Consider the following 20,514-nt stretch of genomic DNA (forward strand, 5'->3'; position numbering starts at 1 on the left):
AAAGGCCTATCATTGACAACCCTGAGGCTCCCTCTTATCTCGTCCGCTGCCGTCCGCCGTGCGCGAAGCGGCTCGAAATCGAGGGAGTTCCGGGCTCCCCTGACCGCCCGAGGGCGGCGTTCCGGCCCGGCCGATCCCCCGATGCGCGTTCCGCGCCACTCGAGAAAGGTTCGCCCATGTTCGGCGGTCTCGCCCGACGCCTCTTCGGCTCATCCAACGAGCGCCGCGTAAAGGCGCTGCGCCCCCGCGTGGCCGCGATCAACGCGCTGGAGCCTGAAATCTCGGCGCTCACCGACGAGCAGCTCCGCGCCAAGACCTCGGAGTTCCGCGACCAGCTCGCCGCCGGCAAGACGCTCGACGACCTGCTCGTCCCCGCTTTCGCGGTGGTGCGCGAAGCGGCGAAGCGTGTGCTCGGCCAGCGCCATTTCGACGTCCAGCTGATGGGCGGCATGACGCTGCACGAGGGTCGCATCGCGGAGATGAAGACCGGCGAGGGCAAGACGCTGGTCTCGACGCTTGCGGCCTACCTCAACGCGCTCTCCGGCCAGGGCGTCCACGTCGTCACCGTCAACGACTACCTCGCCCAGCGCGACAGCGGCTGGATGGGACGCGTGCACGGCTTCCTCGGCCTGTCGGTCGGCGTGATCGTGCATGGGCTCGACGACGACGAGCGCCGCGAGGCCTACGCCTGCGACATCACCTACGCCACCAACAACGAGCTCGGCTTCGACTACCTGCGCGACAACATGAAGTACGACGTGCGCGCGATGGTGCAGCGCGGGCATGCCTACGCCATCATCGACGAGGTCGACTCGATCCTGGTCGACGAGGCGCGCACGCCGCTGATCATCTCCGGCCCGATGGAGGACCGTTCGGACCTCTATGTCGCGCTCGACGCGTTCATCCCGCGGCTCGTCCCCGAGGACTACGAGGTCGACGAGAAGCAGCGCACCGCGACCCTGACCGAGGCCGGCAACGAGCACATCGAGCGCATGCTCGAAGAGGCCGGGATGCTGAAGGGCGGCAACCTCTACGACGTCGAGAACGTCACGGTCGTCCACCACGTCACGCAGGCGCTGCGCGCGCACAAGCTGTTCCAGAAGGACAAGGACTACATCGTCCGCGGCGACGAGGTCGTCATCATCGACGAGTTCACCGGCCGCATGATGCCGGGCCGGCGCTTCTCCGAAGGCCTGCACCAGGCGCTTGAGGCCAAGGAAGGCGCGAAGATCCAGCCCGAGAACCAGACGCTCGCCTCGATCACCTTCCAGAACTACTTCCGCATGTACCACAAGCTCTCCGGCATGACCGGCACCGCAATGACCGAAGCGGAGGAGCTGCTCGACATCTACGGCCTCGAAGTGGTCGAGATGCCGACGAACCTTCCCGTCGCCCGCAAGGACGACGACGACGAGGTCTACCGGACCAACCGCGAGAAAGAGAAGGCGATCATCGAGCTGATCCGCGACTGCAAGGAGCGCGGCCAGCCGATCCTCGTGGGCACCACCTCGATCGAGAAGTCCGAGACGCTGTCCGAGGCGCTCAAGAAGGCGAAGATCGAGCACCAGGTGCTGAACGCCCGCTACCATGAGCAGGAGGCCTACATCGTCGCGCAGGCCGGCGTGCCCGGGGCTGTGACGATCGCCACCAACATGGCGGGCCGCGGCACCGACATCCAGCTCGGCGGCAACCTCGAGATGCGCACCGAGCGCGAGCTCGACGGAGTCGAGGACGGGCCGGAGCGCGACGCCCGGATCGACGAGATCAAGGCCGACATCGCCGCCAAGAAAGAGATCGCCAAGGCCGCCGGCGGCCTGTTCGTGGTCGGCACCGAGCGGCACGAAAGCCGCCGCATCGACAACCAGCTCCGCGGCCGCTCCGGCCGCCAGGGCGACCCCGGCCGCAGCCACTTCTTCCTGTCGCTCGAAGACGACCTGATGCGCATTTTCGGCTCGCAGCGCATCGACGGCATGCTGCAGAAGCTCGGCATCGAGGACGGCGAGGCGATCGTCCACCCCTGGGTGAACAAGGCGCTGGAGAAGGCGCAGAAGAAGGTCGAGGCGCGCAACTTCGACGTGCGCAAGAACCTGCTCAAGTACGACAACGTCATGAACGACCAGCGCAAGGCGGTGTTCGAGCAGCGGCTCGAATTCCTCGCCGCGGAGTCGATCTCCGCGCCGATCGCCGAGATGCGCCACGACGTGATCGACGACATCGTCTCGAAGCACATCCCCGAGAATGCCTACCCTGAGCAGTGGAGCTCGAAGGAGCTCGAGGAGGAGGTCCGCGAGGTCCTGAACCTCGACCTGCCGATCGTCGCCTGGGCGGCCGAGGAAGGCATCGCCGACGAGGAGATCCGCGAGCGCATCACCAGGGCGGCCGACGCCGCCGCGGCGGAGCGCGCCGAGCGGTTCGGGCCGGACATCACCGGCCAGATCGAGAAGGCGGTGCTGCTGCAGACGCTCGACCATCTCTGGCGCGAGCACCTCGCGACGCTCGACCACCTGCGCCAGGTGATCGGCCTGCGCGGCTACGCCCAGCGCGATCCGCTCAACGAGTACAAGTCCGAGGCGTTCGAGCTGTTCGAGGCCATGCTGGCGAAGCTGCGCGAGGCGGTCACGGGCCAGCTGATGCGGGTCGAGCTGGTGCAGTCGCCGCCGCCGCTCGCCGACGAGGGCCTGCCGGAGATGCACGCGATCCACCAGGATCCGCAGACCGGCGAGAACGAGTTCGCCTTCGCCGAGCCGCAATACGCGGCGGTCGAGGAGAACGGAGCCTGGCCGGCCGGCGTGAACCCGAACGACCCGACCACCTGGAGCGCCGTCGGCCGCAACGCCCCCTGCCCCTGCGGCTCGGGCAAGAAATTCAAGCACTGCCACGGCCGGCTGGCCTGAGCGCGTCCCCGCGTCTTCGGAGGCGCGAGTTCGTAACCCTGCGGAAACGTCGGAGCGCATAGGCTCCGGCGGCATTTGCAACTCGTTCCAAGTTGGACCATATCTCGGCCCATGAGCAGGCGCGGACAGCGGATCGAGGCGCGGACGACGGAGACCTTCGCGGGTCTTGCCGACCATGTGCGCCTGCCGTCGCGGTTCCATGCGCGTCTGTCGGCGATCAGCACGCGACTTCGCCGCTGATCCCGACCGCGCCGCGAGCCGGCGCGCCGCATCCGTCCGTTCCGCATACCAAGGCCCAGAGGCGCATCATGTCCGCCGCTCCCAAGACCCTGTACGACAAGATCTTCGACGACCACGTCGTCGACCGCCAGCCCGACGGCTCCGTCCTGCTCTACATCGACCGCCACCTCGTCCATGAGGTGACGAGCCCGCAGGCGTTCGAGGGCCTGCGCGCCACCGGCCGCAAGGTCCGCGCCCCGCACAAGACGCTGGCCGTGGTCGATCACAACGTGCCGACCTCCGACCGCAACCTGCCGAACCCCGACCCGGAGTCGGCGGCGCAGATCGCGGCGCTCGCCGAGAACACGCGCGAGTTCGGCATCGAGTACTATGACGAGTTCGACAAGCGTCAGGGCGTCGTCCACATCGTCGGCCCCGAACAAGGCTTCACCTTGCCCGGCGCCACCATCGTCTGCGGCGACAGCCACACCTCGACGCACGGCGCCTTCGGGGCGCTGGCGCACGGCATCGGCACGTCCGAGGTCGAGCACGTGCTCGCGACCCAGACGCTGATCCAGACCAAAGCCAAGAACATGCGCATCACCGTCGACGGCGCGCTGCCGCACGGCGTGGGCGCCAAGGACGTGATCCTCGCGATCATCGGCGAGATCGGCACCGCGGGCGGCACCGGCTACGTGATGGAGTACGCCGGCGAGGCGATCCGCGCGCTGTCGATGGAAGGCCGCATGACGGTCTGCAACATGTCGATCGAGGGCGGCGCCCGCGCCGGCATGATCGCGCCGGACGAGACCACCTACGCCTACGTCAAGGACCGCAAGCGCGCGCCGAAGGGCGACGCCTGGGACGCCGCGCGGCGCTACTGGGACACGCTGGTCTCCGACGAGGGCGCGCATTTCGACCGCGAGGTCCGGCTCGACGCCGCCAACCTGCCGCCGATCGTCTCCTGGGGCACGAGCCCGCAGGACGTGGTCTCCGTCACCGGGCTCGTTCCGGACCCGGACGCTGCCTCCGACGAGGGCAAGCGCGCCGCGATCAAGCGCGCGCTCGCCTATATGGGCCTGACCGCCGGCCAGAAGATCACCGACATCGCGCTCGACCGCGTGTTCATCGGCTCCTGCACCAACGGGCGCATCGAGGACCTGCGGCAGGCCGCCAAGATGGTCGCCGGCAAGACCGTCAACGCCAATGTCAGCGCCATGGTGGTTCCGGGCTCCGGCCTCGTGAAGGAGCAGGCCGAGGCCGAGGGCCTGGACCGCATCTTCAAGGCGGCCGGCTTCGACTGGCGGGAGCCGGGCTGCTCCATGTGCCTCGCCATGAACCCGGACAAGCTGAAGCCCGAGGAGCGCTGCGCCTCGACCTCGAACCGCAACTTCGAAGGCCGTCAGGGCTTCCGCGGCCGCACCCATCTGGTGTCGCCGGCGATGGCGGCGGCGGCGGCGATCGCCGGTCGCTTCGTCGACATCCGCGACTGGCGCTGAGGCGCCTCGGGGCCGCGCCCGCCGCGGCCCCGCTCTCGGCGTAAGGACACGTCCCGCATGACCCTGCGCATCGTCCGCCTCGGCGAGGCCGACGTCCCGTGGCTGACGCCGCTCGTCGCCGAATACTCGGCCGCGCTGATGCACGGGCCGGCCGCGGCGATCGACGAGGCCTATGTGGGCCGTCTGCTGCGCGACCGCGTGGTCGAGATCGCAGGCGCCGAGCTCGACGGCGAACTGGCCGGCTTCGGGCTCTATTACGACCTGCCTGAGGCGATCAGCGCGCGCCGCGCCGGCCAGCTCGACGATCTTTACGTGCGGCCTTCGGCCCGCGGGCGCGGCGTGGCCGCCGCCCTGATCGCGCACATCGCCGCGGCCGGCGCGGCGCGCGACTGGGTCCATCTGCGCTGGATGGTTCCGGAGGGAAGCGCGGCGATCCCGCTCTACGAACGCGTTGCGGAGCCCGCGCCCTGGCGCAACTTCGTGGTCCGCATCGACCGCTCGGTCGCCTGGTGAGAAAACGAAAAGGCGGCGGACCCTGGGGTCCGCCGCCTTCGTTTCAGCTCAGGTCAGACGCGTCGTTCAGTTGACGCGGATCGAGATGCCCGGACGCGGATCGGGGCGGTAGTACGGACGCGGCGCGTAGCGACGGTTGTCGCGGTACACGCGACGCTCGACGACGCGCGGGCGGGTGCATTCGCGGGTGCGGGTGATGCGCACGACGCCGTTGCGGCGCACGCGCTTCTCGACCATGCGGCAGGCGCTGTCGCTCACGACGCCCGTGGTCACGACGGTCGATTTCACCACCGGCGCCGCAGAGGCCGGAGCCAGCGCGAACACGCCAAGGCCAAAAGCGAGGCCCGTCGAAAGCAGAAGGGTCTTCATCGTCCTGTTCTCCAAGTCGTTTCCCGAGGCGGGCCGAGCGACGCGCGGCCGTCTATGCTTGCGAGGATGGCGCGTCGACGGTGAACCGGCGCTTAGGCCGCCATTCACAAGCGGTTCATCCCTCGGTCCTGGCCGAAATCACGGCATCGGACATGAGAAGGCGCCCGAACCTTGCGGTCCGGACGCCTTGAGGTGGCGGTCTGTTGGTTAAGGATCAGTTGCCGATCCGGATGTTGAGGCCAGGCCGGTCGTCGTAACGGCGATACTCGCGGCGATCGACGTAGCGGCGGCGGTCGTCGCGGTAGACGCGCCGCTCGTAACGGTCGCGATCCCGGGTGCATTCCTGCTGGCGCGTGATCCTCGTCATGCCGTTGCGCGTCACGCGCTTCTCGACCGTCCGGCAGGCGACGTCGGTGACCGCCGGCGACACGGCGATCGTCCCGCGGGCGCCGATCGGCGCGGCGGAGGCCGGAGCGAAAGCGAGGGCGCCGAGACCGGCGGCGAGGGCGGTCGACAGGATGATGTTCTTCACGTCGTTTTCTCCGTTTGGGGCGCAGTCCGTCGTTGCGCTCGAACGGCGCATCTCGTTTCTGTGTTTCATTCGTCCGAACCATCGCGGCGAAGCCGCGGGTCCTGTGCCGATAAAACAACTGTGAGCGGAGTCCGTTCCGCCCGGAGCGCAAGAAATGACGAAAGACGAACAGAGACGGGAGATGGCTCGACTGTCGGCCGCGGACGATCTTCTTGGCGGCTCGGCGCGCCAGACCGTCGGCTCGTCCGAACCCGAAGATCGGACCGAGCTTTGGGCGCGACGTTTCGGGCGCGGGCTCGCGATCCTCGCCTCGATCGGGCTGATCGCCTGGGCGCTTGCGGACTTCGCCGCTCAGGGGGGCGCCTCGTGAGCGTCGACTGGGCGACCTTGGCCGCGCCCGATCTCGCGGAGTTCGAGCGTCTGGCCGAGCAGGCCTATGCGCGCCTTCCCGAGGCGTTCCGCGCGCTCGCCAAGGGCGTCGTGCTGCGGATCGACGACTTCCCGACCGAGGACGTGCTGCGCGAGCTCGAGGCCGAAACCGAGTTCGATCTGCTCGGCCTGTTTACGGGCGTCGGCCTCGCGCAGGGCGAGGAGATGTCCCGCACCGGCCAGATGCCGAACGTCGTGCATCTCTACCGGCGCCCGATCCTCGATTACTGGGCGGAGCACGACGAGACGCTGGGGGCGATCGTGACCCACGTGCTGATCCATGAGATCGGCCATCATTTCGGCCTGTCCGACGAGGATATGGAGGCGATCGAGGCTGGCGCCGAAGCCGCCGAGGCTTGATCCCCGGCGACGGCGTCGCCAACTTGCCTGAGGCTGTTGAAAGGGAGTAGCCCGGTGACGCACACCGCACAGGACGAAACGCGCGTGTCGCGCGAATTCTGGCCCAAGCTGAAGCGCGTCGCGCGCTCGATCCCGTTCGCGGAGGACGCGATCGCCGCCTACTATTGCGCGCTCGACCGCGAAACGCCTACGCATGTGCGCGCCACCCTGATCGGCGCCCTGGCGTACTTCGTGCTCCCGTTCGACATGGCGCCCGACTTCCTGCCGCTCGTCGGATTCGCCGACGACGCCAGCGTCCTGGCCGCCGCGATCGCCAGCGTGCGACTGCATATGACCGACCGCCACCGCGACGCCGCGCGCCGGACGCTCGCCGAAGAAGGCATCGCGGACCCCTCCTGACGCCTCCGCCGCGATCGGCGCTCAGGGCTGAACGAGAATCTTGCCCTTGGCCTCCCGGCGGGCGATCCGGCCGATCGCCTCGGCCGTCTCCGCCATCGGCAGCACGGCGTCCACATGGGCGGAAATGTCGCCGTCCGCCGCCCAGCCGAACAGGCGGGCGAGCTCGGCCCTGTGCGCGGCCGGTTCGCGCTCGGCGTGCGCGCTCCAGAACACGCCGCGCACGTCCGCGCCCTTCAGCATCGGCAGGTTGAGCGGCAGTTTGGGGATGTCGCCGGCCGCGAAGCCGATCACCAGATGGCGTCCGCGCCAGGCGAGCGCGCGCACCGAAGCCTCGGTCGCGTCGCCGCCGACGGGATCGTAGACCACGTCCACGCCGCGCCCGCCGGTCAGCTCCTTCAGCCGAAGCTTCAGGTCTTCCGTCGAATAGTCCACACCCTCGTCCGCCCCGCGCTCCCGCGCGAAGGCGAGCTTGTCGGCGGACGAGGCGCAGGCGATCACCCGCGCGCCGAGCAGCTTGCCGATCTCGACCGCCGCGAGCCCGACGCCGCCGCTCGCGCCGAGCACCGCGAGCGTCTCGCCCCGCTTCAGCGCGCCGCGGTCGGCGAGCGCGTGCAGTGTGGTGCCGTAGGTGATGATGAGCCCCGCCGCCTTGTCGAGGCCGAGCTCGTCGGGCACCAGCGTCAGCGCCTCGGCCGCGACCGCGACCTTCTCGCGGCACGCCCCGTAGCCCAGATAGCCCGCGACCCGGTCTCCGACCGCGAGCCCCTCCACGCCGGGCCCGACCTCCGCCACCACCCCCGACATCTCGCCGCCGGGCGAGAACGGCAGCGCAGGCTTGGTCTGGTAGCGCCCGCGCGTGATCAGCGTGTCGAAGAAGTTCAGCGCGGCGTAAGCGACGTCGACCACCACCTCGCCAGGCCCCGCGACGGGATCGGGCAGCTCCGAAAGAACGAGCGACTCGGGTCCGGCGAGGTCGACGCACAGCACGGCCAGCATGGGGGATCGGTCCTGGGAGGATTGCGAGCGGGTTGGGCCGGGGCGTCCGGCGCGGTCAGTTCGCGTCGACGAGGCCGTCGGTCTCGAGCCGCCGCCTCAGCCGGCTGAACGCGAGCCGGATGCGCGACTTCACGGTGCCGAGCGGCAGGCCTTCGGACTCCGCGATCTCGCTGTGCGAGCGACCTTCGAAGAACGCCAGCCGCACGAGGTTGAACTGCTCCGGCGGCAGGCTCGCCATGGCTCGGCGCACGAAGCCTTCGCGCTCGCTGGCGTCGAGGGCGGCGTCCGGCTGCGGCGCGTCGTCGATCGGCGAGACGGCGTCCTCGAGGTCCACGGTCTGGCCGCGCGCGCGGCGCATCAGATCGATCCGGCGGTTGCGCGCGATGCGGTAGAGCCACGTGCCGACGGAGGACTTCTGCCGGTCGAACAGCCCGGCCTTGCGCCACAGCGCGACCATCGCGTCCTGCGCCACCTCCTCGGCCACGGCCGGGTCGGCGCCGAGCCGCTGCAGATAGGCCGACAGCCGCGGCGCGTAATGGTCGAACAGCTCCGCGAACGCCTCGCGATCCTGCGACTGCGCCACGCGCTCGACCAGATCCGCCATTCTCGCAGCGAGGCCGGGATGCGTGTTCACCTGTCGGGACACCTGAACGATGGGCCGGGCGAGACGCCGGCGTCGGCGAGACGATAGCGCCGTTTTCCACTACTCACCAATCCCTGAAGATGCAAAGCCGCGTGGGTCGGCGAAATGGTCAAATTTTCTAAACTTTTGCCGTAGGTTCATGCGGCGGGCGACCTCAAGCGCGCGGAACGCGCACCGGCCCGGCCATGGAGACTGCGCCGCCCTCACCGGCGGCCCGTAATGTGAAAGCGACGCCCACCATGAGTTTCAGCCCCCGCACCGCAACGGTCTTCGCCGTCGGCCTCATGCTTTCGTCGATCGGCGGTCCGTCCGCCCTGGCGCAGGCCGCGCCGCCGGCGCAGCCCGTCGAGCTCGGGAAGTACAGCGCCTGGAACGCCTACTCGGCGCCGGGCAAGGGCGGCAAGATCTGCTACGCGCTGGCGCAGCCGACCTCGCGCCGGCCGAACGGGCTGAACCGCGACCCGGCCTATTTCTTCATCTCGAACCGGCCGCGGGAGAACGTCCGCAACGAGATCAGCGTCGTGATCGGCTTCACCGCCAAGCCCGACAGCAAGGTCGAGATCGACATCGGCGGAACCGAGTTCACGCTCTACCCGCGCGCCGACGGCGCCTTCATGCAGTCGGCCGAGGAGGAGACCAAGTTCATCGCCGCGCTGAAGGGCGCCCGCCGCAACATGACGATGAAGTCGACCTCGCTGCGCGGCAACGTCACCACCGACACCTATTCGGTCTCCGGCGTCACCGCCGCGATCGAGCGCATCGACCGCGAGTGCCGCTGAGAGCGACGCGCCTCAGCCGGGATAGTCGACCTGCGCCAGCGTGAGGCCGTCGGGCGGCGCGACCGGGCCGCAGGCGGCGCGGTCGGCGCGCGCGAGCGCCGACGCGAGATCGTCGGCGCTCCAGCGCCCGATCCCGACCTCGACGAGCGAGCCCACCATCGAGCGCACCTGATTGTGCAGGAACGAGCGCGCGTTGGTGCGCACCACGACGCCGCCGTCCTCGCGCGTCACGTCCAGCCGGTCGAGCGTGCGCAAGGGGCTGTTCGCCTGGCACTCGGCCGAGCGGAAGGTGGTGAAGTCGTGCCGGCCGAGCAGGCGCTTGGCCGCGGCGTCCATGGCGCCCACGTCGAGCGGGCGCGGGATGCGCCAGGCGCGGCCGAGATCGAGCGCGAGCGGCGGCCTGCGGTCGACCAGCCGGTAGACGTAGTGCCGCCGCGTCGCCGAGAACCGGGCGTCGAAATCGTCCGGCGCCGGGGCCGCGTCGAGCACCGCGATCGGCTGAGGCCTGAGATGCGCGTTGACCGCGTCGCGCACCGTGTCCGGCCGCCACGCGCGCGAAAGATCCACATGGGCGACCTGCCCGCTCGCATGCACCCCGGCGTCGGTGCGGCCGGCGCCCTTCACGGCCACGGCCTCGCCGCAGAACCCGAGGAACGCGGCCTCCAGCGCGCCCTGCACGGACAGGCCGTTGATCTGGCGCTGCCACCCCGAGAAGGGCGCGCCGTCATATTCGATCAGCAAGCGGTAGCGCGGCATGGGCGTCAGCCGGCCGTCGTCACGACAGCCGGTCCCCGCGCGCAAGCCGGGCGCCGTTCAGGAACGCGGCGGCGTCGACCGGCCCCTTGCCGGCGCGCTGCAGGGTGACGAGGCGGAGCGCGCCCTCGCCGCAGGCGACGGTCAGGCGGTCGTCGAGCAGTTCGCCGACGGCGCCTGCGCCGTCGGCGAGGGCCGAGCGCAGGACCTTCACCCGCTCCGGTCCGCGAGGGCCTTCGAACTCGAACCAGGCGCCGGGGAACGGGGATAGCCCGCGGATGTGGTCGTGCAGGCTTCGCGCAGGTCGCCCCCAGTCGATCCGCGATTCGGCCTTCTCGATCTTGGCGGCGTAGACGACGCCGTCCTCGCTCTGCGGCCGGAAGGTCAGCCCGCCGCGCGCGAGCGCCGCCGCCGCGCGCCCCATGAGGTCGGCGCCCAGCGTCGACAGCCGGTCGTGAAGCTCGCCCGCGGTCTCGTCCGGCCCGATCGCGACGCGTTCGGCCATGGCGACAGGCCCGGTGTCGAGCCCCTCCTCCATCCGCATCACCATCACGCCGGTCTCGGCGTCGCCGGCCATGATCGCCCGCTGGATCGGGGCGGCGCCGCGCCAGCGGGGCAGCAGCGAGGCGTGGAGGTTGAGGCAGCCGAGCTCGGGCGCGTCGAGCGCCGCCTTCGGCAGGATCAGCCCGTAGGCGACCACGATCGCCGCGTCGGCGTCGTGCGCCGCGAAGGCCGCGATCGTCTCCGGATCGCGGAACGACTTCGGCGTCAGGACGGGGATCGCGAAACGGTCGGCGAGCGCGTGCACCGGGCTCTTGCGCAGCTCCATGCCGCGGCCCGCGGGCTTCGGCGCGCGGGTGTAGACGGCCGCGACGTCATGGCCCTGCCCCACCAGCTCCGACAGCACCGGCGCCGCGAAGTCCGGCGTGCCCATGAAGACGAGGCGCAAAGGCATGGGAAGACGGCGGCCGGGGCCGCTCAGGCCTCGACCGGCTCCGGCGCGCGGCGCTCGCGCTTGGGGAAGCTCGGCAGCTCGCCGATGGCGCGCGCCTTCTCGAACTTCTTGACCACGCGGTCGCGCTTCAGCCGCGAGATGTGGTCGATGAACAGCACGCCGTTCAGATGGTCGATCTCGTGCTGGATGCAGACCGCGAGCAGGCCGTCGGCCTCCAGCTCCTGCTGCGCCCCGTCACCGTCGAGGTAGCGCACCGTCACGCGCGCCGGCCGCTCGACCTCCTCGTAATAGTCCGGGATCGACAGGCAACCCTCGTCGTAAAGCTGCGTCTCGTCCGACGCCTTCACGATCTCAGGGTTGATGAGGGCGAGCGGCTGCGGCTCCTCGTCCTTGCCGGCGAGATCGATGGTCACGACGCGGCGGGCGACGCCGATCTGGATCGCCGCGAGGCCGATGCCGGCCGCCTCGTACATGGTCTCGAACATGGTGGCGACGAGCGCGCGCACCTCGTCGTCGACGCGCTCGACCGGCGCGCTGACGAGGCGGAGCTTCGAATCCGGGAGATAGACGAGCGGGGCGGCGGCCATGGCTGAATGCGCGTGCTGATGCGTGGGGCGACGGACGTCCGCGGATAAGCCCTTGTGATGCAAAGGTCAATGTGTTCATTATTTGTTCCAAAGACTGCTCCGTCTCATCCTCCCCAGTCGCGTAAAATCCATGACCGATCCCCTGTTCTTCGTCGGCGACCACGCCGTCTCGCTCGGCGAAACGCTCGCCGGTCTCGGCGCGGCGCTGCTCGGCGCGCTGCTGCTGACGCTGGTCGCGGTCGCGCGCGCCTCCGGCTCGCGCCGCCGCGACGCGCGCGAGGCCGCGATCCGGCTGGCGGCGCTCGAACGCATGCAGGCCGAGGCGGCCGGCAGGCTGCAGGCCTTCGCCTCCGCGCTCGGCGCCCGGCAGGCCGACCTCGCCCGCGGCGTGGCGGAGCGGCTCGACGCCGTCGGCGCGCGGGTCGGCGACGGGCTCGCCGCGAACGGGCAGGCGACCGCCGAGCAGCTTTCGAAGCTCGAGGCCCGGCTCGCGGTGATCGACGCCGCCGGCGCGCAGATCGGCGCGCTCGCGAGCCAGGTGACGGACCTGAAGAGCATCCTCGCCAACAAGCCCGCGCGCGGCGCCTTCGGGCAGGGCCGCATGGAGGCGATCCTGCGGGACGCCCTGCCGCCCGCGGCTTACGCCTTCCAGGCGCGGCTCTCGACCGGCGTGCGGCCGGACGCGCTGATCCGGCTGCCGGGCGACGGCCGCGGCCTCGCCGTCGACGCCAAGTTCCCGCTGGAGGGCTTCGAGCGGCTGCGCATCGCCGAAACGCCGGAGCAGACCAAGGCGGCGGAGGCGCGGGTGCGCGCCGACGTCGGCCGCCACGTCTCGGACGTCGCCGAAAAATATCTCGTCGCCGGCGAGACCCAGGACGTGGCGCTGCTGTTCGTGCCGTCCGAGCAGATCCACGCCGAGCTCGCCGAGCGGTTCGACGACGTGGTCGCGCGCGCCCACCGGGCCCGGGTGCTGATCGTGTCGCCCTCGCTGCTGATGCTGGCCGTGCAGGTGGTGCAGGGCCTGACCCGCGACGCCGCCATGCGCGAGCAGGCGCATCTGCTGCAGGCCGAGGTCGGCCGCCTCATCGACGACGTCCGCCGGGTCGGCGAGCGCGTGGACAAGCTGAAGGTCCATTTCGGCCAGGCGGTCGGCGACCTCGACCAGATTTCGATCTCGGCGGAGAAGATCGCCCGCCGCGGCGCGCGGCTCGAACAGATGGAGCTCGGCCTCCCCGCCGAGCCGCAGGCGCTGCCGAACCCGCTCAAGCGCGACGCGGCGGAGTGATGATCGCCCGTCATCCCTGACGGCTGGAGGCCGATCCGGGATCAGGCCGCGTAGACAAGCGCCGCGTCGTCCTCCGGCTCGACCGGAGGACCCATCTCCAACGCAGCGCTCGACGTCCGACATGGATGGTCCGGTCAAGCCGGACCATGACGAGACCGTTTGCATATGACGATCCTGGCTCTCCGCCGCGCAGACGTGGACCGGGAAGCCCGCCATCATGCCCGCGCTTGTCGCGCCGGTATCCACGACTTGGGCGTAGGGCGCTGACCAAAGTCGTGGATACCCGGCTTCGCCGGGCATGACGCCGATCTCGTCCGACGAGGCCCGACGCCCCTCGCAACGTCCTGCGCCGAAACGACATTAGCCGTCATGCCCGGGCTTGACCCGGGCATCCATCGTTCCGGGCGCGTCCGCGCCCGATGGACCCCCGGGTCAAGCCCGGGGGTGACGACGAAGCTCTACCGGCCGCGCGCCTGCGCTCAGAACGTCGTGCGGCTTCGGATCGCCGCCGCGAGCGTGCCGTCGTCGAGATAGTCGAGCTCGCCGCCGACGGGCACGCCGTGCGCGAGGCGCGTGACCTTCACGTCGCAGTCGGCGAGCAGGTCCGTGACGTAGTGCGCGGTGGTCTGGCCCTCGACGGTGGCGTTCACCGCGAGGATGACCTCTTTGACCTCCGGGTCGCGCGCGCGGTCGGCTAGCGTCGCGAGGTTGAGGTCCTCCGGCCCGCGGCCGTCGAGCGCGGACAGCGTGCCCCCGAGCACGTGGTAGCGTGCGGCGATGGCGCCCGCCCGCTCCAGCGCCCACAGGTCGGAGACGTCCTCCACCACCACGATCAGCGAGGGGTCCCGGCGCGGGTCGCGGCAGACGGCGCAGGGGTCCTGCGTGTCGACATTGCCGCAGACCGAGCATTCCGCCACCCGCTCGCAGGCGATCCGCATCGCCTCCGAAAGCGGCTCCAGCAGCCGATCCTTGCGCGTGAGCAGGTGCAGCGCCGCCCGCCGCGCCGAACGCGGCCCGAGCCCCGGCAGCTTCGCAAGAAGCTGGATCAGGCGCTCGATCTCGGGGCCGGCGGGATTGCGGGACATGTTTGCACCTTAACGGGAGGAAGCCGCGCCGTCGCGGGCGGCGCAGCGCGTCATCCCGGCCGGAGCGCAGCGGAGAGCCGGGATCGCCTGCACGTTCGCCGGCGGACCGCCAAGCCCCCTTGCGAGCGGTCTTGCGTGGTTCGGATGACGATCCCGGCTCGGCGCGGCGGCGCCGCTTGGCCGGGATGACGCCCCAGCCTCAGAACAGCTTCATGCCGGGCGGGATCGGCAGGCCGGCGGTCAGGCCCTGCATCTTCTCCTGCACCGCAGCCTCGGCCTTCGTGCGGGCGTCGGCGTGGGCCGCGACGATCAGGTCCTCAAGGATCTCGACATCCTCGGGCTTCAGCAGCGAGGGGTCGATCTTCAGGCCGCGCAGGTCGCCCTTGGCGGACAGCGTCACGGCGACCAGCCCGCCGCCGGAGGCGCCCTCGACCGTGACCTGGTCGAGCTCCCCTTGCGCCTCCTGCATCTTCTGCTGGAGCTCCTTGGCCTTCGCCATCATGCCCATGATGTCGCGCAACGCGGCCTCCTCGAAGGTTCAGAAATCGTCGGTTTCGTCTTCGGCCGCAGGTAGGGCGTCGACCGCCGCGGCGTCAAGCGCGGCCTCCTCCGGCGCGGCCTGCCGCTCGCGCACGTCGACGATCACCGCGCCCGGCATCCGGTCGAGGATAGCGCGCACATGGGGGTGGGCCTGAACGCCTTCGAGCCGGGCCGCGGCCGCGGCCTCGCGGGTCTCGTGGATGGTCGGCGCGCCCTCGCCGGCCGCGACCGCGACCATCCAGCGCTGGCCGGTCCAGTCCAGGAGCCGCTTGCCGATGGCTCCGGCGAGATCGGGCGCGGCGTCCTCCGTCGGCTGGAACTCCAGCACGCCCTCGTCGAAGCGGACGACGCGCACCTGCCGCTCCAGCCAGCCCTGCATGAGGATGTCGCGGTTCTTCGCGGCGATCGCGACCAGATCCTCGAACCGCGACAGCCGCACCAGCGGCGCCTGTTCGGACCGGGCCACCGCGACGGGGACCGCCTCCATGCGCGGTGGGGCCTGCGCGGCCTCGGGCGCGCGCGCCATGGCCGTCGCGGGGCCGAGCCGCGCGGGGGCCATCGCCTCCGGTCCGCGCGGTCCGCCCGAAGGCCCGGACGGCGGCGGACCGCCGCGCGGGGGCGACGGCTCGACGCCCTCAAGCGCCCTCAGCGCCTCGTCCGGCGTCGGCAGGTCGGCGGCGTGGGCGAGGCGAACCAGCACCATGTCGGCGGCCTGCGCCGGCTTCGGCGCGACCTGCACCTCGGCGACGCCTTTCAGCAGCATCTGCCAGGCGCGGGTCAGCACGCGCATGGAGACGCCCTCGGCGAAGGCTTTTCCGCGCAACCGCTCGGATTCGCTGAGCGTCGGGTCGTCGGCCGCCTTGGGCGCGAGCTTGATGCGCGTGACGAGGTGGACGGTCTCGGCGAGGTCGGTCAGCACCGCGACCGGGTCGGCCCCGGAATCATAGGCGTTGCGGAAGCCGTCGAGCGCCGCCCCGACGTCGCCGCGCATCACCGCCTCGAACAGGTCGAGCACGCCGGCCCGGTCGGCGAGGCCGAGCATGCCGCGCACGGCCTCCGCCCGCACGTCGCCCTGGCCGTGGGCGATCGCCTGATCGAGCAGCGACAGCGCGTCGCGCACCGAGCCTTCCGCCGCGCGGGCGACCACGGCGAGCGCCTCGTCCTCGATCGTCACGCTTTCGGCGTCGCAGACGCGCTTCAGATGCGCGGAGAGCTCGTCGGCGGCGACGCGGCGCAGCGAGAACGACTGGCAGCGCGACAGCACCGTCACCGGCACCTTGCGGATTTCGGTTGTGGCGAACACGAACTTCACATGCGGCGGCGGCTCCTCCAGCGTCTTGAGGAACGCGTTGAAGGCGCTCGTGGAGAGCATGTGCACTTCGTCGATGATGAAGACCTTGTAGCGCGCCATCACCGGCGCGTAGTGCACGGTCTCCAGGATCTGGCGGACGTCGTTGACGCCGGTGTGGGAGGCGGCGTCCATCTCCACCACGTCCACGTGGCGCGACTCCATGATCGCCTCGCAATGGACGCCGGGGATCGCCAGATCGACGGTCGGGCCGCCCTGCCCGTCGGCGGTCTCGTAGTTCAGCGCGCGGGCGAGGATGCGGGCGGTGGTGGTCTTGCCGACGCCGCGCACGCCCGTGAGGATCCACGCCTGCGCGATCCGGCCGGAGGCGAAGGCGTTGCGCAGCGTGCGCACCATCGGGTCCTGGCCGATCAGGTCCTCGAAGCGCTGCGGCCGGTACTTTCGGGCAAGGACGCGGTAGGGCGCGGGGGTCGTCATGCGACGCTGTCCGAGCCGCGCGACGGGACCCGGCCCAATATCCATCCTTCGACGGGCGATACGATAGCCGGTCCTTCGGCGTGCTGGCCGCGCAGCACGGCCGCCATGCCGATCAGACCGACCACCGCGTCGAACCTGTCGCTGCCGAAACGATCATCGCCAAACCCATTCCTGATCTGATCCGTGATGTCGTCCGTGAAGCGAACGCCATACGCCGTTGCGGCTTCTATCAGAGCTGCGCCGACCCTGATCCTATCGGCAGGCGACGTCTTACTGAAGCCGGTTCGCGGTCCGACGCCGAGAAACCGGCGCGCGTCCGCCGGATAGGTCTCGGCGATGGTCAGCCCCGGCGATGCGACGAGCTCGGCCAAAGGGCCGTCGAACGGCCAGAAGCGCACGTTCGGGCGCAGGCTCAGCGGCGCCAGCAGTTCGATCCAGCCGCGCACGGCTCCGCGGCCGACCTGCGCGCCGCCCAGCGTGAAAAACAGAGGTGTCGCAGCTGGATGCCCATCGGCCTTTTGCTCGCAGCGGCGACGCAGCGCGTCGAAGGATTCAAGCCCGTGCCCCTGGACGAGCGCCGTGCGCGTGACGCCCTGAACGCCTGCGGGATAGAAGGGTCTGTGGACGCTGATGTCCGCTGAGCGACCCGCCGGATGGCGAATCTGCTCGAACTCAGGTTCGCCAAGCAGACTGAGAAACGACCTGAAGTCGGAGACGCCGAGTTTTTCGGCGTAGAAGCGGGGAATCCCGATCGGAAAATCGAATCCGGCCAGGACGCTTCGGTTTTGGGAGAGGGACAGGAGCTGTTCCGGTCCGAGATCGAACGGAGCCAGCCGACTGACGACGTAGCTTTCCCCATCGGCTTCCGAAAAAGCGGCCCACCGACCGGCGCTCTTGGCGCTCCAGTCCGCGTGGATGAGAACGCCGACCTTCGTCGCCATCGCGAACGGCTCCGCCGGATTCTCAGGGATAAGGTGGGAGGTCGGACGACGACCCGTATCGGTCTCGTTGGGGCTGCTTCCTTTCGGACCTGACCCGGTTGGCGAGGAACACGCCCATCGCCAACCTCCCGTGCGCTATATGGACCGCCGACGGGGCGCCTTGCAAGGGCGCCCGCGCCGAGACCGATCCTGTGGCGAAACCCCGATGACAGACGCCCTTCCTGCGCCCGACCTCGCAGATCTCGGCTACGCCGGGCTCGCGCTCGACCGCTGCGGCGAGCGGCGGGACCGGCCGGGCTTCCTCGACCGCGTGGCGGCCGACCCGCGGGCGCGGTTCGCGCTGTTTCTGGGCGAGCGCGCCGTGCTCTCCGAAAAGGGCGGCGCTCTCGATCCGCTGTTCGACCGGGCGGCGGCGGTCGCGTTCGGCGCACCCGCTCAGCCTGTGTTTCTCGGGCTCGACGGCGACGTCCCCCGCTTCGCCGCCGAACTCGACGCAGACGTGGAGGCGTCGCTTCCGCCGGGCGTCGCGGTCGAGGACCTGCGCGCGGTCGCGAGCGACGGACGGCTCGCGGGCTCCGCGCTCGCGCTCGCCGGCTACGCCAAGAGCATGCTGCGCTGGCACGCCCGCAACGGCTTCTGCGCCAACTGCGGCGCCCCGAGCGTCATGGCCGGCGGCGGCTGGCGGCGTGTCTGCCCGGCCTGCGGCGCGGTCCACTTCCCCCGCACCGATCCCGTCGCGATCATGCTGGTGACCCATGGCGGGCGCTGCCTGCTCGGGCGGCAGGCGCGGTTCCGGCCCGGCATGTGGTCCTGCCTCGCGGGCTTTGTGGAGCCCGGCGAGACGCTGGAGGACGCGGTCCGGCGCGAGACCTTCGAGGAGGCCGGGGTGCGGGTCGGGCGCGTGGCCTACGCCTTCTCGCAGCCCTGGCCGTTCCCGTCGCAGCTCATGGTCGGGATGGTCGGCGAGGCGCTCGACGACGCGCTAGATCCCGACCTCGAGGAGCTCGAGGACGCGCGCTGGTTCAGCCGCGAGGACGCGCGGCGGATGCTGGCGGGCGACCACCCGGAAGGCCTGACCGCGCCGCCCCCCGCCGCGATCGCGCATCACCTGCTGCGCGCGTTCGTCGCCGGCTGACGCTCAAGGACGCGACTGCATCGCGGCCTGCGCCTCGAGCGCGCGGGCCGAGACCCGGAAGGCGTGCGCGGGATAGACGCCGAGGATCGCGAACTCCGACGAGAAGAACCGCAATTCGTCGAGCGCGCGCTTCAGCCCCGGGTCCTTCGGATGGCCCTCGACGTCGGCATAGAACTGGGTGGCGACGAAGGCGCCGTCGAGCTGGTAGCTCTCGAGCTTCGTCATGTTGACGCCGTTGGTCGCGAACCCGCCGAGCGCCTTGTAGAGCGCGGCCGGAATGTTGCGCACCTTGAACACGAAGGTGGTGACGGTGAGCCCGCGATTCGCCGGCGCCCAGGCCTTCCGCGCCGAGAGCACCACGAAGCGCGTCGTGTTGTTGGGGAAATCCTCGATGTCGCGGGCGAGGATTTCGAGCCCGTACTCCTTCGCCGCGAGCTCGGAGGCGATCGCGGCGCGCGAAACGTCGCCGGCGTCGCGGATCTCGCGGGCGGAGCCGGCGGTGTCGGCGCCGATCAGCGGCGTCAGGCCGAGCTTGCGCAGCGTCGCGCGGCACTGGCCGAGCGCCTGCACGTGGCTCTGCGCCGAGCGGATCGTGTCGAGCGTCGCGCCCTTCACCGCCATGAGCTGGTGGTGGATCGGCATGAAGAGCTCGCCGACGATGTGCAGCTTCGCCGAGGGCAGCAGGTGGTGGATGTCGGCGACCCGGCCGTTGGCCGAGTTCTCGATCGGGATCATCCCGAGCTCCGCCCGCCCGGAGGCGACGGCGTCGAGCGCGTCCTCGAAGCTCGGGCAGGCCAGCGCCTCCCATCCGGGATAGGCCGCGTCGCAGGCCATGTGGGAATTGGCGCCCGGCTCGCCCTGATAGGCGATGACGCGTGGGCCAGGCTGGGTTTCGGACATCCGCTCAGGCCCCCTCGGCCACGTAGATCAGCATCTGACGCGCCCGTTCCAGATCCTCGGGCGTGTCGACGCCGAGCGGAACCGTGTCGACCTTGACCGCATCGATTCGCATGCCGGCCTCCAGAGCGCGAAGCTGTTCGAGCCGCTCGCGCCGCTCGAGCGGCGACGGCGGCAGCTTGACGAAGCGCTCCAACGCCGCACGACGATAGGCGTAGAGCCCGATGTGATGGTGAAGCGGACCGGTCCCGTGCGGCGCGGTGGCGCGGGTGAAATAGAGGCAGCGGAAGCGGCCGGGCGCGATCTCCGCGCCCACCATCTTGACCGCGTCCGGCGAGGTCCGCTCCTCCTCGCGCGTGATCTCGGCGACCAGCGTCGCGATGTCGACCTCCGGGTCCTGCAGCGGCGCGAGCGCCGCGCGCACCACCGTCGCCTCGACCGTCGGCAGATCGCCCTGGACGTTCACGATGACGTTGAAGTCCTGATCGGGATCAAGCGTCTGCAGCGCCTCGTAAATCCGATCCGAGCCCGAAGGATGGTCCGCGCGGGTCAGGATCGCCTGTCCGCCGGCGCCCGCGACGATCTCGGCGACCTCGCCCGAATCCGTCGCCACCACCACGGGGCCCACTCCCGCCTCCATCGCCCGCCGCCAGACATGGAGAATCATCGGTTCGCCATGGATGTCGGCCAGCGGCTTGCGCGGCAGCCGGGTCGCGGCGAGGCGCGCCGGGATGAGCACCAGCGGGCGCAGTGGGGATCGGACGGTGGGCATCGAGACGGTCCGCGGGTTCGTCGGAAGGCGGGAAGGCCGCCGCGTCCAAGCGGCGGTATTTAGGCGCAGGGGGTGATAGCCGAGTTGCGAACGTTCGGCAAAAACGGCTAGCGTCCGCGCGCCATAAAAAGGAAACGCTTAGCGAC

At 70.6% G+C, this 20,514-nt stretch carries 22 protein-coding genes and 1 other RNA gene; 9 read left to right on the plus strand and 14 right to left on the minus strand.

Annotated features, from left to right (window positions below):
• Nucleotides 1-176: 176 nt before the first annotated feature.
• From secA to PKE78_RS06120, 3 genes are all read left to right on the plus strand, one after another.
• Nucleotides 177-2,894, plus strand: a complete 2,718-nt coding sequence (gene secA / locus PKE78_RS06110; RefSeq protein ID WP_271199937.1) for a preprotein translocase subunit SecA — start codon at nt 177-179, stop codon at nt 2,892-2,894.
• Nucleotides 2,895-3,202: 308 nt separating this feature from the next.
• Nucleotides 3,203-4,612, plus strand: coding sequence for a 3-isopropylmalate dehydratase large subunit (gene leuC / locus PKE78_RS06115; protein WP_271199938.1), 1,410 nt, complete (start codon nt 3,203-3,205; stop codon nt 4,610-4,612).
• A 57-nt stretch (nt 4,613-4,669) separates the two neighbouring features.
• Nucleotides 4,670-5,125, plus strand: coding sequence for a GNAT family N-acetyltransferase (locus tag PKE78_RS06120; protein WP_271199939.1), 456 nt, complete (start codon nt 4,670-4,672; stop codon nt 5,123-5,125).
• 66 nt (nt 5,126-5,191) lie between these two features.
• Here PKE78_RS06120 and PKE78_RS06125 read toward each other — a convergent pair whose 3' ends face one another.
• Together PKE78_RS06125 and PKE78_RS06130 are read right to left on the minus strand one after the other, a co-directional pair.
• Nucleotides 5,192-5,494 (minus strand): hypothetical protein, encoded by a 303-nt coding sequence (locus PKE78_RS06125; protein WP_271199940.1) that lies wholly within the window; start codon nt 5,492-5,494, stop codon nt 5,192-5,194.
• A 214-nt stretch (nt 5,495-5,708) separates the two neighbouring features.
• The gene (locus PKE78_RS06130; RefSeq protein ID WP_271199941.1) at nt 5,709-6,026 is read right to left on the minus strand and encodes a hypothetical protein; all 318 of its coding nucleotides are present in this window, start codon (nt 6,024-6,026) and stop codon (nt 5,709-5,711) included.
• Nucleotides 6,027-6,207: 181 nt separating this feature from the next.
• Here PKE78_RS06130 and PKE78_RS06135 point away from each other — a divergent pair, with 181 nt between their 5' ends.
• From PKE78_RS06135 to PKE78_RS06145, 3 genes are read left to right on the plus strand one after another with little or no spacing between them, the layout of a single operon-like run.
• Nucleotides 6,208-6,396 (plus strand): hypothetical protein, encoded by a 189-nt coding sequence (locus PKE78_RS06135; RefSeq protein WP_271199942.1) that lies wholly within the window; start codon nt 6,208-6,210, stop codon nt 6,394-6,396.
• Nucleotides 6,393-6,815 carry a metallopeptidase family protein gene (locus PKE78_RS06140; RefSeq protein WP_271199943.1) on the plus strand — a complete coding sequence of 141 codons (423 nt, stop codon included), beginning with the start codon at nt 6,393-6,395 and terminating at the stop codon, nt 6,813-6,815. Before PKE78_RS06135 ends, PKE78_RS06140 begins: the two co-directional genes overlap by 4 nt.
• A gap of 54 nt (nt 6,816-6,869) precedes the next feature.
• Entirely contained in the window at nt 6,870-7,214 is a 345-nt protein-coding gene (locus PKE78_RS06145; RefSeq protein ID WP_271199944.1) for a YkvA family protein, read from the plus strand.
• A 21-nt stretch (nt 7,215-7,235) separates the two neighbouring features.
• On the opposite strand, the gene PKE78_RS06150 is transcribed toward PKE78_RS06145, so the two are convergent.
• Together PKE78_RS06150 and PKE78_RS06155 are read right to left on the minus strand one after the other, a co-directional pair.
• Nucleotides 7,236-8,210: an NADPH:quinone oxidoreductase family protein gene (locus PKE78_RS06150; protein ID WP_271199945.1), complete on the minus strand. Its 975-nt coding sequence runs from the start codon at nt 8,208-8,210 to the stop codon at nt 7,236-7,238.
• Nucleotides 8,211-8,265: 55 nt separating this feature from the next.
• Nucleotides 8,266-8,814 carry a sigma-70 family RNA polymerase sigma factor gene (locus PKE78_RS06155; protein ID WP_271200083.1) on the minus strand — a complete coding sequence of 183 codons (549 nt, stop codon included), beginning with the start codon at nt 8,812-8,814 and terminating at the stop codon, nt 8,266-8,268.
• Between the two features lie 278 nt (nt 8,815-9,092).
• Here PKE78_RS06155 and PKE78_RS06160 point away from each other — a divergent pair, with 278 nt between their 5' ends.
• Complete coding sequence (locus PKE78_RS06160) at nt 9,093-9,632, plus strand: hypothetical protein (protein ID WP_271199946.1); 540 nt, start codon at nt 9,093-9,095, stop codon at nt 9,630-9,632.
• Between the two features lie 12 nt (nt 9,633-9,644).
• Here the strand turns inward: PKE78_RS06160 and truA are convergent, their stop codons facing one another.
• From truA to def, 3 genes are read right to left on the minus strand one after another with little or no spacing between them, the layout of a single operon-like run.
• Nucleotides 9,645-10,388, minus strand: coding sequence for a tRNA pseudouridine(38-40) synthase TruA (truA, locus tag PKE78_RS06165; protein WP_271199947.1), 744 nt, complete (start codon nt 10,386-10,388; stop codon nt 9,645-9,647).
• 19 nt (nt 10,389-10,407) lie between these two features.
• Nucleotides 10,408-11,340, minus strand: coding sequence for a methionyl-tRNA formyltransferase (fmt, locus tag PKE78_RS06170; RefSeq protein WP_271199948.1), 933 nt, complete (start codon nt 11,338-11,340; stop codon nt 10,408-10,410).
• 23 nt (nt 11,341-11,363) lie between these two features.
• Entirely contained in the window at nt 11,364-11,927 is a 564-nt protein-coding gene (gene def / locus PKE78_RS06175) for a peptide deformylase (protein ID WP_271199949.1), read from the minus strand.
• 130 nt (nt 11,928-12,057) lie between these two features.
• On the opposite strand from def, the gene PKE78_RS06180 reads away from it, so the two are divergent.
• On the plus strand, nt 12,058-13,212 hold the full coding sequence (locus tag PKE78_RS06180) for a DNA recombination protein RmuC (RefSeq protein ID WP_271199950.1): 1,155 nt from the start codon (nt 12,058-12,060) through the stop codon (nt 13,210-13,212).
• A gap of 479 nt (nt 13,213-13,691) precedes the next feature.
• Here the strand turns inward: PKE78_RS06180 and recR are convergent, their stop codons facing one another.
• The 5 genes from recR to ffs all read right to left on the minus strand — a co-directional run bounded on the left by recR (nt 13,692) and on the right by ffs (nt 17,694).
• A complete protein-coding gene (gene recR / locus PKE78_RS06185; RefSeq protein ID WP_271199951.1) occupies nt 13,692-14,297 on the minus strand; it encodes a recombination mediator RecR in 606 nt (201 codons plus the stop codon).
• 199 nt (nt 14,298-14,496) lie between these two features.
• Nucleotides 14,497-14,817: a YbaB/EbfC family nucleoid-associated protein gene (locus PKE78_RS06190; protein ID WP_271199952.1), complete on the minus strand. Its 321-nt coding sequence runs from the start codon at nt 14,815-14,817 to the stop codon at nt 14,497-14,499.
• Between the two features lie 18 nt (nt 14,818-14,835).
• Nucleotides 14,836-16,623, minus strand: coding sequence for a DNA polymerase III subunit gamma/tau (locus tag PKE78_RS06195; protein WP_271199953.1), 1,788 nt, complete (start codon nt 16,621-16,623; stop codon nt 14,836-14,838).
• Nucleotides 16,620-17,564, minus strand: coding sequence for a DUF429 domain-containing protein (locus PKE78_RS06200; protein WP_271199954.1), 945 nt, complete (start codon nt 17,562-17,564; stop codon nt 16,620-16,622). Before PKE78_RS06200 ends, PKE78_RS06195 begins: the two co-directional genes overlap by 4 nt.
• A 32-nt stretch (nt 17,565-17,596) precedes the next feature.
• Nucleotides 17,597-17,694: signal recognition particle sRNA small type (gene ffs, locus PKE78_RS06205), an RNA gene on the minus strand.
• Between the two features lie 75 nt (nt 17,695-17,769).
• Here ffs and nudC point away from each other — a divergent pair.
• On the plus strand, nt 17,770-18,699 hold the full coding sequence (nudC, locus tag PKE78_RS06210; protein WP_271199955.1) for an NAD(+) diphosphatase: 930 nt from the start codon (nt 17,770-17,772) through the stop codon (nt 18,697-18,699).
• A 3-nt stretch (nt 18,700-18,702) separates the two neighbouring features.
• On the opposite strand, the gene PKE78_RS06215 is transcribed toward nudC, so the two are convergent.
• Together PKE78_RS06215 and PKE78_RS06220 are read right to left on the minus strand one after the other, a co-directional pair.
• Entirely contained in the window at nt 18,703-19,599 is an 897-nt protein-coding gene (locus tag PKE78_RS06215) for a prephenate dehydratase (RefSeq protein WP_271199956.1), read from the minus strand.
• A gap of 4 nt (nt 19,600-19,603) precedes the next feature.
• Nucleotides 19,604-20,368 carry a 3-deoxy-manno-octulosonate cytidylyltransferase gene (locus tag PKE78_RS06220; protein WP_271199957.1) on the minus strand — a complete coding sequence of 255 codons (765 nt, stop codon included), beginning with the start codon at nt 20,366-20,368 and terminating at the stop codon, nt 19,604-19,606.
• Between the last annotated feature and the right edge of the window lie 146 nt (nt 20,369-20,514).

The organism is Methylopila turkensis (genome assembly GCF_027922325.1).
In the GTDB taxonomy this organism is placed as follows: domain Bacteria; phylum Pseudomonadota; class Alphaproteobacteria; order Rhizobiales; family Methylopilaceae; genus Methylopila; species Methylopila turkensis.

What these genes read in the sequence shown, in the direction of transcription:
- PKE78_RS06160 (WP_271199946.1), top strand. Translation starts at nt 9,093, where the DNA reads ATGAGTTTCAGCCCCCGCACCGCAACGGTCTTCGCCGTCGGCCTCATG.
- PKE78_RS06125 (WP_271199940.1), bottom strand. Translation starts at nt 5,494, where the DNA reads ATGAAGACCCTTCTGCTTTCGACGGGCCTCGCTTTTGGCCTTGGCGTG.
- secA (WP_271199937.1), top strand. Translation starts at nt 177, where the DNA reads ATGTTCGGCGGTCTCGCCCGACGCCTCTTCGGCTCATCCAACGAGCGC.
- PKE78_RS06135 (WP_271199942.1), top strand. Translation starts at nt 6,208, where the DNA reads ATGGCTCGACTGTCGGCCGCGGACGATCTTCTTGGCGGCTCGGCGCGC.
- recR (WP_271199951.1), bottom strand. Translation starts at nt 14,297, where the DNA reads ATGTCCCGCAATCCCGCCGGCCCCGAGATCGAGCGCCTGATCCAGCTT.
- PKE78_RS06120 (WP_271199939.1), top strand. Translation starts at nt 4,670, where the DNA reads ATGACCCTGCGCATCGTCCGCCTCGGCGAGGCCGACGTCCCGTGGCTG.
- def (WP_271199949.1), bottom strand. Translation starts at nt 11,927, where the DNA reads ATGGCCGCCGCCCCGCTCGTCTATCTCCCGGATTCGAAGCTCCGCCTC.
- PKE78_RS06215 (WP_271199956.1), bottom strand. Translation starts at nt 19,599, where the DNA reads ATGTCCGAAACCCAGCCTGGCCCACGCGTCATCGCCTATCAGGGCGAG.
- truA (WP_271199947.1), bottom strand. Translation starts at nt 10,388, where the DNA reads ATGCCGCGCTACCGCTTGCTGATCGAATATGACGGCGCGCCCTTCTCG.
- PKE78_RS06200 (WP_271199954.1), bottom strand. Translation starts at nt 17,564, where the DNA reads ATGGCGACGAAGGTCGGCGTTCTCATCCACGCGGACTGGAGCGCCAAG.
- fmt (WP_271199948.1), bottom strand. Translation starts at nt 11,340, where the DNA reads ATGCCTTTGCGCCTCGTCTTCATGGGCACGCCGGACTTCGCGGCGCCG.
- nudC (WP_271199955.1), top strand. Translation starts at nt 17,770, where the DNA reads ATGACAGACGCCCTTCCTGCGCCCGACCTCGCAGATCTCGGCTACGCC.
- PKE78_RS06155 (WP_271200083.1), bottom strand. Translation starts at nt 8,814, where the DNA reads ATGGCGGATCTGGTCGAGCGCGTGGCGCAGTCGCAGGATCGCGAGGCG.
- PKE78_RS06180 (WP_271199950.1), top strand. Translation starts at nt 12,058, where the DNA reads ATGACCGATCCCCTGTTCTTCGTCGGCGACCACGCCGTCTCGCTCGGC.
- PKE78_RS06150 (WP_271199945.1), bottom strand. Translation starts at nt 8,210, where the DNA reads ATGCTGGCCGTGCTGTGCGTCGACCTCGCCGGACCCGAGTCGCTCGTT.
- leuC (WP_271199938.1), top strand. Translation starts at nt 3,203, where the DNA reads ATGTCCGCCGCTCCCAAGACCCTGTACGACAAGATCTTCGACGACCAC.
- PKE78_RS06220 (WP_271199957.1), bottom strand. Translation starts at nt 20,368, where the DNA reads ATGCCCACCGTCCGATCCCCACTGCGCCCGCTGGTGCTCATCCCGGCG.
- PKE78_RS06195 (WP_271199953.1), bottom strand. Translation starts at nt 16,623, where the DNA reads ATGACGACCCCCGCGCCCTACCGCGTCCTTGCCCGAAAGTACCGGCCG.